Genomic DNA, 17,232 nt, shown 5'->3' on the forward strand with positions numbered 1-17,232 from the left:
TAACTCTATCGTCACCCATGGTGGCGGATTCCTTTCTGCTGAAATGTTTCGGTCTAGACAACCTTATTTCAGCAGCATCCGCCGCCTTCTTCAACTACCCCTCATCCACAACATTCCGTTATACCTCGACTCCGCTTTGCTGAAGGCGAATATTCCCCACTGGTTTGCATAGCGGGCATGGGGCCCGATAACCGATGCTCAGGTCATTGCGTTCATGGATAGCGGTGAAGTGGCCTAATTTGATAGAAATTGGTCTTCAACTTTACTGAAAAGGCGTCGCGATGTCTTCGAAATCAGATCGTGATAACCGGTCCAATCAACTAAATCCGAACAATGACGCGTATCACAGCTCGCGTGGTAGTAGCCGTTCCGGTGATGATGACGACGCGGTGGGTTCTAGTCGCCTTACGGAGGCTGAATTATGGGACAGAGCGGTGGCGAGTATGTCTCGTGAAATTCACGACCGAGTACGGAATCGGCCGGTGGAGAATACGTTTCGCGCAGCATTCGTTGCCCTAACTGGGACAGTGAAGATCATAGAATTCAGCGTGGATTCATCGCCTTTCCTTGGGGGCGAGGCTGCCAATGAGGATCTTGCGGAAATTCTTGTCGACGAGATCGGGCGACAACTAAGCATTAAGTGGAATAGCTGTCTTGCGTCTCAAATGCTCTATGATCAAAAAGGGACTGAGTTCTTCTGGGCTGGCTCCGAGTACCCGAAGGGCCAATGGAATGGTACAGATAAGGCGGAGAATGAGCGCCTCTGGAATGCCTACGGTAGAGAGGCTACCGTGAATGTGCGCGCTTCCTTGATAACCCCCACTAACAGTGCATACCCGATTGAGCAATGGGGTCGGGTGGAAAGGCATCCTAGCCTTGCGCTGACCAGACTCTCCCCCTACTTTTATCAACAGATCACAGATTTGATTGCGCTGAACGAACGGCGTGCGGAGGCAAAGTAACTTTACTGGTGCTTGCGGGGACCCTGCGGGTATCAAGATGGGGAGGACGCTGTGTCGATGTCCTCACCCTGCTCTACTACTCCTCCGATCTAGACGGCGCTGTCTCTGTAAGCACTTTCTTGACTGCGTCGATAATCTTCCCACGCAGCTCATCGGGTGCGTTGCTAAGGTCAATTTTCAGTCGGCCATCATCGAATTCACGTACAGAACCCAACTCTGAGCTTCCCCACTGTAGTGGATATGCACGTGAGCGCTCTCGGGTAACCGGCTCACGGTCCTTCCGCTCCCTGATCTTTTCGAGATCACGAACAGATAGCTTCTCGTCACGCACTTGTTCCGCCAGCGCTTCGACGTTCTTCTCAGGAAGAATCTTCGCTACTTGCCGAAGCTCCTGAGCGATACGCATACCGAACGCAGAGGGTTTTGTACGTATAACAGTGAGGACGCTTGCCGGTAGATCGAGAATCGCCAGCGTCTTCGAAACAGTGCCTTGTTTCAGATTCAAATGCTCGGCAATATGCTCTTGGCTCCTATACGTGCCAGCGTCAAGCATCGACTTCCAGGAGAGTGCGTTATCAAGCGCAGTTTGGTCGTTGCGCTCTTCGTTGAGAAGCAATGAAAGGCGATACGCCTCGAGCTCGCTCAGTGGTTCGATGATAGAAGCTAGGATCGTATCTCGGCCAAGGCTTGTCAGTGCCTTCTTGCGATACCTGCCCTCAATCAGCAAGTATGCGCCGGGAACATCTGGATCGGGCATTACCACTGCCGGCACGCGCTGACCATCACGTGCGATGCTAGTTGCCATCTCATCGATCCGTGCGGGATCATAGATGTGGCGAGCATTACGAGGATGATCCTTCACTAGCTCAATCGGTATCTCACGAACGACAAAGGGCTGTGCGGGAGTTGCGGAGGCCGATGTCGGCGCCGTGGACGCCTGATCGGCCATTGGACGGGCTGCGGTCGGTGCAGGCGTAGTGTCCACCGGGGCCGGCCCGTTTCGCTCATCCTTGACTTTAGCAAGTGCGACGACAATATCAGCGGTCTCGAACTTGTCACGTGCCCTCTCGTTCTCGGTCACGACACTGGTCTTGAGCTTATTAAAGAGACTGGCCTTCTTATTCATTATGCTGCCTTTGCAGTAGTGCGTTCTGCTTTGTTCTTAGCAAGGTCGATGACGGCCCCGCCCTTTCCAGATGCTGCTTTTGCGGCAGTACGCTTTGCCTTGATCTTTGGAAGCCCGATAATGTCCGCGATCTCACCATACAGTGATTCGATTTCCTTTATGGCTGTCCGTGCTGACGCGCCGAAGTAATGTACGGAGTCACCGGCCAACATGGCTTCCACGTAAGCAGTACGCTGGTGCATCCGAGTCTTGAACAGTGGTGCGCTTTCACGCATTGTTTCCATCTGCTCGAGACAGTTCTTTGACATTGCCGTGTTTGCAACAACGTTTGAACCGAGGAGTCGTACATTGAGGCCTGGATTGATCGCAGCTGTCCTCTCAGCGAGTTCCAGCAGGTCCGTAGACGCCCACAAATCACCGGGTTTCGGGACAATGGGCACAATGGCGAGATCTGCGATGGCCAGCATAGCTTGCGGGATGGGCGACTCAACCGACGGCGGACAATCAACGATGATGAGATCGTAGTCATCTACATATTGCTTTACCTCTTGGCCGATCTTTCCTTGCGCATTCGCTAATCCCATTACGCGGATCTTGTGCGGATAACCCTCCGGCGCCTGTGATACCCATGTCGTGGCCGTTCCCTGCTTGTCAGCGTCAATCAGAAGCGTTTTGATCTTTTGGCGCACACACGTTCCGGCGAGGTGTACGGCTGTGGTGGTCTTTGCAGCGCCCCCCTTTTGGTTGGCAAGGATGATGATCTTTGCTGGCATTGTCGTTCCCTTTGATCTGGAAGTGTTTTTATACAGAATAAATTTACTTGTCGCAATAAATTTCTTTATCCTTCTCCGATTTATAACTTCGAAGTCGACGAATAGACTACAGCAGAGACTTGTTGACGCAACCTTACTTTGTGGCCAAAGAGATTACTGCGATACGAACAAATATTCTCTGGGGAATATTTATGGAAGGCCTGTGTACTTGGTTTTGGCTCAAAGGTGTTTCACAGAACGTGATTGGTGAGTAGATGCTGGACTACTTAGGGTGAGAAAGCACGACACTCTTTCTATCAACTCTCCCTACGTTGGCAAATACAAAGTCCATCCTTCATCAGCGCCCTCGATTGAAGCTTTGGCATATTCCCCGGGGAATATGTAAAAGCGAGGATAAAGCACTCTGGAGAGAAATATCGCTTCTACAGGCAAGGTCAGAGCCATCTCCGTGCTGGGGCTGCAAGGTCATGGAAATACCGTAGGCTAGTTGATATCCGTTATTCCACGGCCAGAAGATCTGCAGCCGTGCTTGTTTTGCAGGTATAGGAAAGGCATCCACCAATCAGACGTTTAGAGAGTCGTTCAATATTCCCTGGGGAATACCGAGGAATCGCACAGAAGAGACTTGCTTGTTCCTTGATGGTGCCACAGGAGGTGGCTTCTAACCACATCTGATGCAGCAGACGAAACACTGAGCTATGCCCTATGGGCTCTCAACGCTGTATTGAGAATGCCGTATTTGGTACGGACGCTGGCGGGACGATTTATGCCGATCCGGCCAGTTGTATCACCTGAATACTTGAGAAGAAAAACAGAGTGCAAAGCCGCTGAGCATTGCAAGGGAAGGCTGTGCCGTCTTGACGCGTAGGTGGTAGCCCCTTCATCCGAAATATCGTACGCCAGCACAAATGTGACGACCCAATAACTTGATCGTGCAATATTCCCCGGGGAATACCACGGCCTGATCTTCGACAGCGAAGAGTAGTTAGCAACGACCGTCGGCTAAAGTCGGATGGTGGCGTACGAAATGCAAAGGGGTCAGCGAAACGGCGATGGATGATTGGGCCCGATGTGGCATCTGCAAACAGGAGCGCTCACACCAAGACCGTGCTTAACGCCTCGCCGCCATTCAGCATATGACCGATACAAGTCTCAATACTGGCGTCCGCTAGATCGGGAGGAGTATTCACCGAGGAATATTGCTGCACGATTTTCGATAGATCAGAATTAGTAGGGGGAGCTTGGATGAGTCCTTACGGTTCCAATAGGTCCTATCGGAGTAGTGGCGGCGATCGACCAAGTAATGTTCGACCGATTGACAAATGGGGAGGTGCTGGCCCCATTACTTGGGTGAGCGGTGGTTGCGTTCGAGCCTAAGCCGGAGCTGAGAGCCGCTCAAGCAGGGAACAGTGTCTAATAAAGTGCCGATCATTAGCACGCGACTGATACGAGTCTCTTCGCTGGTTGTCACTAGAGTTGGAGGAATATTCCCCGGGGAATATTTGAGCGGGGGAGTTTGCTCATGTTAGTACAGGGGGCGACCGTCTTTCCGATCATGAAACCTCCAACGCGGTCAGACCTTGCATCAGAGCTAGTTGAGCTAGTGCAGGGCTTACAATCAGCCATTTTTTAAAAGGGAAAATGCACAAGGCTTTTCGAATTTCACGCATCTTGAGCTGCAATTATTTGTAACGGACGTTCTTGCTGCGGCCATTATACGCCTGGAGAATATGGCTGAATCCGGCAGTGTCCACGGTGGCTTGGGACGTAACCGTTGACAACTACCGGCTAGCAGGTGTCCTTGAATACATCCCAATAAACTCTACTTCTTGGGTCACTCGATAGCCTTCGTGCTTACACGCTTTAAGTCGGTCTCGCCACTACCCGGTTAGTCCGCTTACTGATTAGGGTATGGCGGCAAAACGCGGGAGGTCCATCATTGTCAACGATGTAGTTGTGTCGCCGCCTTCAACTTTATCCACCTGGCGAATCATTACGCGTACCGCTGCATCCAGCCAAGCGCTCTCTGTAGGCGATGCGGGTTGGGCTCCCGATTTCCGCGCCTCCAACGGTCCGCCGCGCCCGGAACTTAATACTCCGATCGTGTTCAGGATGCCTAAATCGATCCGAAACGCGTTTGCAGCAATAGCTCTGGCACCCCGCTATACACTCCCCGCGGCCGCATCGGTTAGCTCTGTCAAGCAAAAGTAGGCCACTGAATACAGCGATTCCCTTCCTTCACGATAATGCACAAAACGTGCAAAGTGCCGCTCAACCAACGGTGTATGCGCGAATCTAGTTGATGGGTTCGGATATGTAGGACTATGCACGGTGAGGATAGCTGTTCCGGTGCATGTCACATTTGTATTTGTATTAGCAGCAGACAGGTGAAGAACTGCTGACCCTGGCGGAGGCGGTGAGCGGTCGACGATGTCTGCTTTCTTAAACCGGAATTCAATCGAATGGGTCGTAGACAATATGGCGTCCATTGCTCAACCTTTCAGCAAGCGGTCAACTGGCTGCCGTGCCTCGTCCCGCGTAGCATAATGTTTTTGCATTGTGGCTGTGAACTGCCCCTGATCCAGACGGCCGTCAAATTCATCACGAGAGATGTCGACAGCCGGCGGCGACTCATACACCAGTCCTGACGGAATCTTCAGTTCATATGTCAATGAAACCACATGCGGAACACGCACGAATTACCGTCTGCAGAAATCTGGTAGAGCAAGGAACGACGCAACAAGCAACTAATTCAGCAATTTGGCCGAATCCCGCAGGGGCGGGCTGCGAGCCGATCTGGAAGGGGAGTGAAGAAGGCGACCTAGCCATGCCCATTAGCTAATCAAAATGCGGCTGATGTAGCCCCAAAATTCGCGTTCGATGCCCAAAAGGGGTTTGGAAAGAATTTCTTACCTAATTTACAGACTATGGGGACACGGTAGAACAATGTAAAACCTTTCTCCTAGACCTCAGGTCACATGGCGAGATGTTGCTCTATATGCTTGATTTCAAAGAAGAAAGGTTTCCATGTGCCCTAAATACTACCCGATGACGCATGTTTTTGCGATGAATGATAATGGGAGTAACGCCTTCCACCGTTCATAGCATGGGTTCGTCCAATAAAGAGGGGGGAGGGGGTTTTCCTCCACCATCAACATAGTGGACGAAAACCCCCGGCATTTCATGCCACCAATACCTATCTGATGGCTTCGCGTCAGTAGGGTGAGCTCTGCGGTAACTCTCCACCCTGAGCAAGCACAGCTGCCTTCGCCGCTGGTATCCGTACTATGTATGGTGAGAGTTTGAGCGAACGGTTTCACCATGAACGCATGGTGAAATTTTCCGGAAAGAGTTTCACCATTGCGTACCGGAGGCTTGCGATAGAAGTGCTTACCCCAAAAATCCGATAGGAACAAAATAGCCTTCCGGCTCGAGAGAAAGTACTGGTCACGCCAACTGTGCAGGACGGGCAGCTATTCATTCGATTTGGCCTATATCAAAGGGATTGACGATCATCAACCATCTGCATATCGGTATGGCATCCTGAGTGTGTGTATTTCAGCGTGGATGCACAACCGCCTTACCCCAGCCATAGACAAATAAAAGCAGAGCCAGGTGAAGGAGTCGACGTGACACTGGAGCGCAAACTATTGACGGTCTTCGTTTTGGTCTTTGCCGTATTTGCTATTGTCGCCGGCATTACCATCTGGTCCGGAAATGAAATGGCCAAAATGGAGCGCGCCCGTACCGGACATTATGCCGCGCTCGAAATCCTTGACGCTATTCTGCTTGGCTTCGATGACGCCGAGACCGGACAGCGCGGATATCTGCTGACGGGAGATAACGAATACCTGAAACCCTACTACACGGCGATCAGCGCGACTGAAACAGCCCTCCATCGCTTTCATGAATCCTTCGGAAACCAGCGGCAGGGTGTGCACGCCAGGCTGGCCGAACTGAAGGAGAAGATGTTCGCCGAACTCGACCTTACTATTCAGCTGCGGCAGACAAAAGGTCTCGAGCCGGCACTGGAGGTCGTCGCCTCTGACAAAGGCAGAGACTATATGGTGGAGGTACGGGAGCTCGTGCAGAACTTGAAGGACGTCGAGAAAGCGACTCTTTCAACGCTCAGTGACGGTGCGGCACAGAACGTGACTTACTATCAGTACAGCGTGGGCTTGTTTGTTCTTTTCTTGATGATGGCAGTCATGTCGCTGTACTCGTTCATGCAAAGTGACGCCACACAAAAGCGCAAGGCGCTGGAACGACTGACTCATGACGCGACACATGATGGCCTGACTGACCTGGCAAACCGCAACCTGTTTTTCTCTGTTCTCAGTTACAGCATTGCAGCCGCGCAGAGGAGCAAGGGAACGCTCGGCGTACTATTTATTGATCTTGACGGGTTCAAAGCCGTCAATGACACGCATGGACATGATATCGGTGACGAAGTGCTGCAGAAGGTGGCGATGCGATTGACACGTGAATGCCGGGAATCAGATGTTGTCGCGCGAGTAGGCGGAGATGAATTCCTGATCCTGGTGCCAAGCATTTCGAAGCAGGAGCACTTTGCCAAGTTTGCCGCACATCTGGTTGAAGCGCTGAGCATGCCGCTCTATGTCGGTCATCTGGAAATGCATATCGGTGCAAGCGTCGGTATTGCGGTCTATCCTCAACATGGTCAATCTGCAGCGGGGCTCGTCAAGGCTGCAGATGCTGCCATGTACAAAGCCAAGAAAGCTGGAAAAGGGCAGTATCGTTTTTTCAGCGATGAACAGCGCTCTCCTACACCGCCCGTATAGCCGTTTCCATCGCTGTCCCACTTATAATGCACTGATCGCTGCTAGCTATCACAGTAGATGAGGCGAGTGAACAAACCCAGCAATGACTGTAACGAGTAGAACTCATTTCATAAATAGGTAGTCAACGCTCTTTTCGACATGACGGAGTTTCATCATGGCGCGGAGAGAAGAACTTACCGATGAACAATGGACGATTCTGGAGCCGCTTATTCCAGCTCCCGTACGACGGGCAGACGGACGTGGCCGGCCAGTGGTCCACAGCGATAGAGCTGTGCTTAACGGCATTCTATGGGTGCTGCGTACCGGCGCTGCATGGGCTGATCTACCTAACCGCTTCCCATCTGGTTGTACATGCTTCAGACGCTTCACTCGATGGGTCAAGGCTGGCGTGATGAGGCACATACTCGAAGCGCTGGCGCGACACTTGGAACAAGCAGGAAAAATCGATCTATCCGAATGCTTCATCGACGGCACTTTCGTAGTGGCGAAAAAGGGGGATCCAAAGTGGGAAAGACCAAGCGGGGCAAGGGTACGAAGCTCATGGTTATTACAGACGCTCATGGTCTTCCACTCGCCGTGCACACGGCTTCTGCTAGCCCACATGAAGTCACCCTTGTCGAAGCTACCCTCGATGAAGCCGTCACCCTGGGACGACCCCGACGACTTATTGGGGATCGTGCCTACGACAGTGATCCGCTCGATCAAAGGCTCGCAGAGCGCGGCATTGAACTGATTGCACCGCATCGCAAGGGCCGCATTCGGCCGGCGACACAAGATGGTCGTCCTCTGCGTCGTTACAGACGGCGATGGAAGGTCGAACGCACCTTTGCCTGGCTTAACAAGTTTAAGCGCGTCATTACACGTTGGGACCGCTGCATCGAACATTACACCGCCTTTGTTCATCTCTCACTTGCCATGATTCTGCTTCGACGCCATTTATGAAATGAGTTCTAACCAATGGACGACGTAGAAGCACATGATACTGGCGATCAGGCGGACGAGAAGTACAGTCCGAATTACTTGCTTGATTTTGTGATTGAGAAGTTGGATTTGAAGAATGACGCGGCACTTGCTAGGACACTTGGAATCACCCCGCCTGCATTGAGCCGTATCCGACATGGGAAATTCCCCATCGGAGCGACACTCCTGATTGCCATGCACGAGGAAACCGGGATGAAGGTTCAGGAATTGCGCCGCTTGATGGGTGAGGACGGTTAGACATAGAGAAGAACAGAGCCATCGGTGATACCGGGGATATCGACCACGGGGATGATCGGAGCGGCAGATGCTGTCAGGCACATCACCAAGCAAGCAGACTCGGGCGGTATCGTTTCTCCAGCGAGGGTCATCGATAAGAAAAGTCGCTTTGACGCTATAGAAGTTGAAAGCGCCGATCTATAATGAGTGCAACAACACATCGCAGAATGGCTGAGTTGCGCAGATGTGTCAGGCTATAGTCGACCTTAGCGGGAAGATAGGGGTACCTGGCGGATGCCGCCATCATGACAACACATGAGAATAAGCCTATGCAGCAGACGACGACCAACGGCTTTGATGCGAACCACTTGCTCGACATTCTCATCGACAAGCTCAATCTCAAGAATGATGCGGCTCTTTGTCGCAAGTTGGGTGTTACCCCACCCGTCCTCAGCAAAATTCGTCACGGAAAAATGCCGGTGGGTGCAACATTGCTGATTACCATGCATGAAGAGAGTGGGATAAGCATCAAAGAGCTTCGCAGACTCATGGGCGACACGGCAGAGCGCTTCCACAAGAACTCCAACGACGAAGCACACAGGTAACCGTACTTGTTCATCTTGATTAGCCCCTGCTGTCAGGGTGTACTCATGACGGCACGCTATAACGTGCGGGTCAATGGAACAACCTTGATGCGGCACCTAGAGTGGATCGGTTCAAAAGAAAGCCCGAACATCTTGCGATAGACGGGCGAAATCCCCTGTGAGGGCAGGGGCTGGAGACATAGGCTCGCTCATGTGGCCAACAATTCTACTTTGTTAGACGTAGAGGAAAGCAAATTTGTCTGCACGAGAAGCCCGTTTTCCAAGGGAACCGATGATTTGCAGACAAATTTACTAGCATAGAGTGCGACTCGGAAAGTCGCTGTTTCAATTGTTCAAGGAGAATCCGATATGGAAACTACCTAGAGAACCTTCCGTTCCGTCGGAAGTAGCCTACCTCGACGTGCGTTACAGGTAACTGTGAGGTGCGAAGCTCGGGGGACAAGGTACTGAATGCCGCGAGGCAGCTGCAGGTAGTGTCGCAAGACATAAAGCGGCTCTGGGAGCTTCACCCGGAATAAGGCTGGCTGGCTGACATGGCCAACATATGTGAATCATCGATAAACGTCGTAAAGTAAGTTGAGCCCAAGGAGCTGAATGGCTCAAGCCAAAATGGCACGCGCAGGTCAATTCATTTTTATGTTGGATTGCACGGACAACATTGTGCACGGCGAATAGATGGGGCCTAAATCAGTCGTGTTGAAACAGTGGAACGAGGTAAGCCCGATTCTTCGCCTGAATTGAGGCAGGCGGACCGCGAGGAACGCTGATGAGGAAGTGGGTACATGATGGAGTAAAAAGCGAATGCCGGATTGTAATGATCCGGATAGGGGATGAAACGATTGCCCCGTGGTGAAAGCCAGCAGACTTGCTCCTGGTCACAGTCGCGAAAGAACTTGGAGAACTTCTCTTTGGAAGGCAAAGCAAATGACTGCATCAGACAACATCGGTGTGGATGCGGCCTTCACTCGGTCGGCAAACTGGCTCGCCATTGACTGGAAAGCCTGCTATCACGAGGTAAGGAAGCTACAGGGACGTATCGCGAAGGCAGTACGTGAAGGTTCCTGGCGCAAGGTCAAAGCCTTGCAATGGCTACTAACACATGCGTTCTCAGCCAAAGCATTGGCTGTACGACGCGTAACGGAAAATCAGGGCAGAAACACCCCGGGCGTCGACGGTGTGACATGGTCTACACCAGAAGAAAAATCAAAAGCCATTGATTCACTCAAAAGACGCGGGTATCAACCCAAACCACTAAAACGAGTCTACATCCCGAAATCGAACGGGAAACCCAGGCCGTTGAACATACCCGTAAAAAAAGATCTTGCGATGCAAGCGCTCCACAAGCTAGCACTCGAACCAATAGCAGAAACAACAGGAGACCAAAATAGCTATGGGTTCAGGCTAGAACGCTGCACGGCTGACGCAATCGGCCATCTATTCCTAACAGTATCGCAAAAGACAGCGGCACCATGGGTCTTGGAAGGCGACATTCAAGCATGTTTCGATGAAATTAGTCACGAATGGATGTTACAGAATATCTGTACCGATAAACGCCTACTGGCCCAATGGTTAAAGGCAGGATATGTTGAAAAGAACACGCTATTTCCAACGACGCAGGGATGTCCTCAAGGAGGAATTCTTTCACCAGTACTAGCAAATATGGTCCTTGACGGTCTCGAAAATTTGCTCGGGATATTCTATGGATCGGAAACCTTAGACGGAAACCATCGACGAGCAACAAAGAACCAAATTTACCTAACAAGGTATGCAGATGATTTCGTCATAACAGGACGAACAAGAGAAGTGCTGCAAGAAGAAGTCAAGCCGCTGGTGCGTGAATTTCTTGCTGAACGAGGATTGCGACTATCCGAAGAAAAAACACGTGTCACGCATCTGTCGGAGGGATTCGACTTCCTTGGTCAAAACATCCGCAAATACCGTATGGGAACTGCTAACGAAAAATTACTGATTACCCCTGCCAAGAAAAACGTAAAAGCCTTTATCAACGATATACGGGATACCATTCGTGGTTTGAAAACTGCGAAACAAGAAACGCTGATCCACATCCTCAATCCCAAAATAACAGGATGGGCCAATTACCACCGGCACGTTGTCGCAGCAAGAACATTTGAAAAAGTGGACTACCATATTTGGAACGCGCTATGGAAATGGGCAAGACGTCGTCATCCGAAAAAGAACAAACACTGGATTGCTGATCGCTACTTTCATCAAGAAGGAAATCGCAAATGGGTGTTTAGCTGTGTTCAACAACAGGACGACGGGAGCCGCAAACATTTACATTTGTGGAGAGCGTCTGATGTAAAGATTCAACGACATGTAAAAATTCTTAGCGTAGCAAACCCTTTCGACACATCATACGAAGAATACTTTGAAAATCGCGATGCCATAAAAATGGCGAACCGACTCACCGGCCGCCGACAACTTCTAACCATTTGGCAGCGACAGGCAGGCTTGTGTCCCGTTTGCTGCGAACGAATTACTGCAGAAACCGGTTGGAATTTGCATCATATTGTGCAGAAGGTGGATGGAGGTTCAGATGGCAGCAGCAACTTATGTCTGCTGCACCCTGTCTGCCATAGGCAGGGGCATAGCTCTGGTTTTAAGTTTGTACTGCCGGTCGGGTGTGAAAACCTGACTTCATGTGATTCAAGCCGAGTGCCTTGAAAGAGGCTCGCTCGGTTTATAGGGGGCGGCGACACAGCAATGTGCCGCTGCTACCCGAAAAAGAAAGCAAATTTATCGGTTCGCATCAGAAGCAAGTAAATTTGTCTATTCGTAGCTTTGACTGCTCAATGAGGGGCGTACGTTGTCGGAATGACGAAATCGACAACAGGCTTCCACGCTCCAGTTTCCATGGCTCGACCGCGAGGTAGTCGCCGCGTCGACGTCTATGGAATCAAACTCAACCGTCGAGTCCAGTGCTTCAGCGATGCCGCTTACCATCAATGGGTATGTCTTGAGGCCGATCCAAGGGTGCATGCATATTGCGAACGTCCTGCACTTGTCGAGTACGGAGAGGAGCGGCTCATGGTCGACTACTGGGTCAGAAAAAGCGACGGTGATTCCTTGCTAATTCTGGACGAGGAGTGCCGCTTATTGAACGCAGTAATAAGTGGTACGCCCTATGCAGTGACGACCATATCGCATGCTGAGTTGACAGCTTTCGACGTATGGGTAGAGAACTGGGAACGCATTCTGCCAGTAATCACCTCATGCCGGACGTTGGTTCCGGACACACTATTGAAGTCGGTACAGCGCCTGGTTCGTGAACCAATACAGCTTTCCCATATTGAACGGGAATTAAGCCCTGCAGAACCGACAATCGTACGTGCCGCTCTCTTTACCTTACTTCACCGCGGTACGTTGCATGCCCCTCAATTGATGACCGAGCCGCTTTCGTTTTTGACTCAGTTCGCAACCACGGAAGACAAGTCATGAGTCGACGCCGTGCCAACTTTCTGGAGATCGACACCTGTATATGGCCCGCTGTCGACTACCACGCACTGTCGCCAGAAAATCAAAAGGTATTTGCTGCACGATGCAAAGCGATAGAATTGTATGTTGCGGGAAGGACGTTACGTGACATCGAAGAGGAAACCGGCATCAATAGCCGTCAGTTGTATTGGCTCCTCGACCGCTGCTTGAAATGTGCAGAAGATGGTCAAATCTTCGGCTACCGTGCTCTATTGAAGAGCAGCCGCACAGGTTCCTACAGACGTACAGCAGAGCTGGAAAAAGAGTACGTTGGAACGACAAGAGGACATGCGGGAGTATTTGCCTCGCTGCTGGAACAGTATCCGATACTTGCAACGTGGCTGAAGGCAAAGTTGGAAGACCGTGCCGTGACGATCAAACAAATCAGCACAGACGGAAAGCTAAAATCCCGCTTACGAAACCTGACGCATCTGCATGCCGGGTTCATCATGCAATGTCGGAAGATCGGCATTACTGGGTCTGAGTACCCCTTGAATACCGACCGCAAGGGTTTGCGCTCCTTGTCCGCATATGTCAAAGGAGAACTACTCAACAATTTTGCTTCCGCAGCACGTGCAGCAGGAGCCGCTCGAGTGAAGAACGTTCCACATTCCGGCACTGCGAATCAACGAGGTCCCGTACGGCCCTACCAGATAGTGGAGTTTGATGGCCATCGCCTCGACGTACGACTCAAGATCGTAATACGAGACCCACTGGGCTTTGAGCAAGACGTCGAAATTGAACGAATTTGGCTGTTGGTCATTATTGATGTCTGTACGCGCACAGTGCTGGGCTATAACTTGGTACTGTCCCGAGAGTACAGTCGGTACGACGTCATCAAGACGATAGAGAAAGCACTTAGCCCACATGAATCCCGCTCCTTCACATTCCTTGATGCTGGATACAGCAGCAACGGAGGATTCCCATCAAGTAAATTACCGGAGCTTGGATACGCAGTTTGGGAACGTATTCGTCTCGATAACGCAAAGGCCAATCTGGCAGACGACACGATCCGGGTTCTTAATACTACAGTTGTAAGTTCATGAATACTTTTCAGGGTTTTCCAGTCTAACAAGCTGAGTTAGCTGGAGGGCTGCGCCATGGACGACGATGTTGCAAGACGGTATGTCGAAATGAGTGAAGGCTGGCTGGGAGAGCTGGAATGCCTATTTTCCTATATTAGCCCTCGGTTTGGGCGGATTGAGCGCCAGCGACATGCTTGGGAGTATCTACTAGGCTTGCTCAGCTCAGTAGAACGCAAGAACGGTTGGCAACTGGCCGAAGCCGCTGAGCACACCACGCCATATAGCTTACAGCACCTGCTCGACCGTGCACCTTGGGATGCCGACGCGGTCCGGGACGATCTGACCGAGTATCTCATCGAGGAACTGGGGGATCCGAACGGCGTGTTGGTTATCGATGAAACCGGGTTTCTTAAGAAAGGGGAGCATTCTGTCGGAGTACAACGCCAATACAGCGGAACGGCAGGACGTATCGAGAATTGCCAGATTGGCGTGTTCATGGCCTATGCCGGCCAGCATGGCCGTGCATTGATGGATCGAGAGTTGTATTTACCACGGGAGTGGACTGCCGACATGGACCGGCGGCAGGCTACGAAGATTCCGCAGCATGTCGAATTCCAGACCAAGCCACAACTGGCACAGCAGATGATCGAACGGGCTGTGAAAGCAAAGGTTCCATTTGCATGGATTGCTGGTGATGAGGTGTATGGCGACAACCGCAGGCTACGTGTCTGGCTTGAGCAAAATGATTTGCATTACGTGTTGGCAGTGCGTAGTAACGGGCATGTGTGGACTGAACGTCTGCGCCAGGAGACCGTTGAGCATCTGGGCAATACGGTCACTGACCAGGATTGGCAGACACTGTCAGCCGGAGACGGTGCCAAGGGACCACGCTGGTATGATTGGGTGCGCATCCCATTGCTGTCATGGCAGATGCCGGGTGAGCGCTGGCTGCTGCTGCGGCGAAGCCGAGCCGATAAGAAATTGGCCTATTACGTCTGCTACGTACCGGCGGGCACGGACCTGCAGACAATGGTACGGGTGGCTGGTATGCGCTGGATGGTGGAAGAATGCTTTGAGGCCGCCAAGGGAGAGGTCGGCCTTGATCAATATGAAGTGCGTAGCTGGCATGGCTGGTATCGGCATATTACGTTAGCGATGTTGGCCCATGCATTCTTAGCGGCGGTATGTACCTCCAGTTCAGAAATCGACCCCTTTAAAAAAAAGGCAGTACAGGGCCGGATGAAGAAATGGAAACAGCAACGAGTACGTACATCACACTAACGGTACCGGAAATTAGAAAATTACTGTGCCGACTCGTATGGCGCTACTTGCCAGAGGTGAAGATGGTCGTTCAATGGTCGCTATGGCGGCGACATCATCAAGCCGTCGCTCATTTCTATCATTGGATGCGCCGTAGCCCTCCACCGTAACTTACAACTGTAGTATTAAAGCGTCTAACAAAATGAACGAAATGCTGTCATAAGCCTCGGTGGAAGCTATCAATGGTAAGGCGAAATGGCACGTGAACTGGTTGACGATGAACTATGGGAAATAGTCCAGCCACTGCTGCCGGTCAAGCGACGGCGCAAGACCCATCCTGGGCGCAAGCCGCTGGACGACCGGCGGGTATTGACTGGCATTCTGTTCGTGTTGCAGTCAGGGATACCATGGGAAATGCTGCCGCAGGAAATGGGGTGCGGGTCGGGCATGACTTGCTGGCGCCGACTGCGTGCCTGGCAGAAGGCGGGCGTATGGAAGAAGCTGCATGGTGTGCTGCTGGACAAACTGCGGGCTGCCGACAAGATCGATTTCTCCCGTGCGGTGGCCGACAGTTCGTCGGTCAGAGCTGTGCACGGGGGAAAAAAACTGGACCGAACCCAACCGATCGCCGTAAAAAGGGCAGCAAACACCACCTCCTCGTCGACGCGCAGGGCATCCCGGTCAATGTCATTCTGACCAAGGCCAACCGGCATGACGTCACGCAGCTGGTGCCGCTGATTGATGGGGTACCGCCGATGCGGGGCAAACGCGGACGGCCGCTGAAAAAGCCCAAGTGTGTTCAAGCTGATCGCGCCTATGACAGCTGTGCTCACCGCCTGGCGTTGGAGCAGCGCGGCATCCTGCATCAGATTGCCAGACGCCGAACCAAGCACGGCAGCAATCTGGGAAAGACCCGCTGGGTGGTCGAACGCTCCATCGCCTGGCTGCACCAGTTCCGGCGGCTGCGCGTGCGTTATGAACGACTGCCGTCGATTCATGAAGCCTTCCTTCGTTTAGGCTGTGCCATCATTTGTTGGCGCATCCTTAAAAAGTCATTTTGTTAGACGCTGTAAAAACGGTTTTGCAAGAGAAGCCTTCGGGCATGACGCACTGGAGCATCCGCAGTGCTGCTGCACATACCGGCATCTCCAAGAGCACGGTCGCACGCTATTTTTCGCTCTTCGGTGTACAACCACACCGAAGCAGCAGCTTCAAGCTGTCGAGCGATCCTTTCTTCGTCGAGAAAGTCCGCGACATCGTTGGCTTGTACTTGAGCCCGCCTACGAATGCACTGGTGCTGTGCGTGGACGAAAAGAGCCAGTGCCAGGCGCTTGAACGCACCCAGCCAATGCTGCCAATGGGTCTTGGCTATGTCGAAGGAGTGACGCATGACTACATCCGCCACGGGACAACTACGCTGTTCGCGGCGCTCAACGCGGCCAATGGTGAAGTGATTGCGCAATGCAAGCCACGTCATAGGCATCAGGAATTCATCGCCTTCCTTAATCATATTGACAAAGCGATTCCTGCTGAGCTGGATGTGCACCTGATTCTGGACAACTATGCCACGCATAAGCACCCGAAGGTCAAAGCCTGGGTGGCCAGACGACCGCGCTACCACATGCATTTCACGCCGACTTACTCGAGCTGGCTCAATCAAGTCGAGCGTTGGTTTGGTCTGATTACGCAGCAGGCCATTCGGCGAGGCTCATTTGAAAGCGTGCGCCAGCTGACGTTGCAAATCCAGCGTTATGTGGAACACTACAATGCTCATAAGAGACCTTTCGTCTGGACTGCTACAGCTGAATCCATCCTCGCAAAGATCGAACGTTTATGTAAAGTTATTTCTGGGACAGAACACTAGTGGGTCATTTGGCAACCAGGTCGGCTTAAGTATTGTTGCAACTTACTGGCTCGGCGTCGTATAGGACGCTGAGTAAAGGCTCCCGATCCACCTACGGCATGTTGCCGTCGCCGATAGCGCATC

Annotated in this window: 12 protein-coding genes and 1 pseudogene; 11 read left to right on the forward strand and 2 right to left on the reverse strand. The window is 51.9% G+C overall.

Going from position 1 to position 17,232, the window contains the following annotated elements:
* The first annotated feature begins 281 nt into the window (after positions 1 to 281).
* The gene (locus IGW03_RS34845) at positions 282 to 962 is read left to right on the forward strand and encodes a hypothetical protein (protein WP_194727001.1); all 681 of its coding nucleotides are present in this window, start codon (positions 282 to 284) and stop codon (positions 960 to 962) included.
* Positions 963 to 1,038: 76 nt separating this feature from the next.
* Here IGW03_RS34845 and IGW03_RS34850 read toward each other — a convergent pair whose 3' ends face one another.
* Entirely contained in the window at positions 1,039 to 2,088 is a 1,050-nt protein-coding gene (locus IGW03_RS34850) for a ParB/RepB/Spo0J family partition protein (RefSeq protein WP_194726992.1), read from the reverse strand.
* Positions 2,088 to 2,861: an AAA family ATPase gene (locus IGW03_RS34855; RefSeq protein WP_194726993.1), complete on the reverse strand. Its 774-nt coding sequence runs from the start codon at positions 2,859 to 2,861 to the stop codon at positions 2,088 to 2,090. Before IGW03_RS34855 ends, IGW03_RS34850 begins: the two co-directional genes overlap by 1 nt.
* Positions 2,862 to 6,490: 3,629 nt before the next feature.
* Here IGW03_RS34855 and IGW03_RS34860 point away from each other — a divergent pair.
* The 10 genes and pseudogenes from IGW03_RS34860 to IGW03_RS34905 form a co-directional block, all read left to right on the forward strand.
* Positions 6,491 to 7,663 (forward strand): diguanylate cyclase domain-containing protein, encoded by a 1,173-nt coding sequence (locus tag IGW03_RS34860; protein ID WP_194726994.1) that lies wholly within the window; start codon positions 6,491 to 6,493, stop codon positions 7,661 to 7,663.
* Positions 7,664 to 7,817: 154 nt separating this feature from the next.
* Positions 7,818 to 8,605 (forward strand): IS5 family transposase gene (locus IGW03_RS34865; protein WP_228536286.1). Its coding sequence is split into 2 segments (ribosomal slippage): positions 7,818 to 8,160 and positions 8,160 to 8,605, totalling 789 coding nucleotides; the frame shifts between segments, so codons are not numbered across the junction.
* Between the two features lie 15 nt (positions 8,606 to 8,620).
* Positions 8,621 to 8,881 carry a helix-turn-helix domain-containing protein gene (locus tag IGW03_RS34870; RefSeq protein ID WP_194726995.1) on the forward strand — a complete coding sequence of 87 codons (261 nt, stop codon included), beginning with the start codon at positions 8,621 to 8,623 and terminating at the stop codon, positions 8,879 to 8,881.
* A gap of 284 nt (positions 8,882 to 9,165) precedes the next feature.
* On the forward strand, positions 9,166 to 9,465 hold the full coding sequence (locus IGW03_RS34875) for a helix-turn-helix domain-containing protein (protein ID WP_194726996.1): 300 nt from the start codon (positions 9,166 to 9,168) through the stop codon (positions 9,463 to 9,465).
* Between the two features lie 924 nt (positions 9,466 to 10,389).
* Positions 10,390 to 12,150 (forward strand): group II intron reverse transcriptase/maturase, encoded by a 1,761-nt coding sequence (gene ltrA, locus IGW03_RS34880; protein WP_194726997.1) that lies wholly within the window; start codon positions 10,390 to 10,392, stop codon positions 12,148 to 12,150.
* Positions 12,151 to 12,513: 363 nt separating this feature from the next.
* The gene (locus IGW03_RS34885) at positions 12,514 to 12,924 is read left to right on the forward strand and encodes a hypothetical protein (protein ID WP_194726998.1); all 411 of its coding nucleotides are present in this window, start codon (positions 12,514 to 12,516) and stop codon (positions 12,922 to 12,924) included.
* A complete protein-coding gene (locus IGW03_RS34890; protein ID WP_194726999.1) occupies positions 12,921 to 14,006 on the forward strand; it encodes a hypothetical protein in 1,086 nt (361 codons plus the stop codon). Before IGW03_RS34885 ends, IGW03_RS34890 begins: the two co-directional genes overlap by 4 nt.
* Positions 14,007 to 14,093: 87 nt before the next feature.
* Positions 14,094 to 15,266, forward strand: coding sequence for an IS701 family transposase (locus IGW03_RS34895; RefSeq protein WP_228536288.1), 1,173 nt, complete (start codon positions 14,094 to 14,096; stop codon positions 15,264 to 15,266).
* Between the two features lie 234 nt (positions 15,267 to 15,500).
* Positions 15,501 to 16,309 (forward strand): IS5 family transposase gene (locus IGW03_RS34900; RefSeq protein WP_194727000.1). Its coding sequence is split into 2 segments (ribosomal slippage): positions 15,501 to 15,846 and positions 15,846 to 16,309, totalling 810 coding nucleotides; the frame shifts between segments, so codons are not numbered across the junction.
* A pseudogene (locus IGW03_RS34905) lies at positions 16,309 to 17,109 on the forward strand (IS630 family transposase); the annotation flags it as partial. The gene IGW03_RS34900 and the pseudogene IGW03_RS34905, both read left to right, overlap by 1 nt.
* Positions 17,110 to 17,232: the final 123 nt, after the last annotated feature.

It is taken from the genome of Noviherbaspirillum malthae (genome assembly GCF_015352985.1).
Lineage (GTDB): Bacteria > Pseudomonadota > Gammaproteobacteria > Burkholderiales > Burkholderiaceae_D > Noviherbaspirillum > Noviherbaspirillum malthae.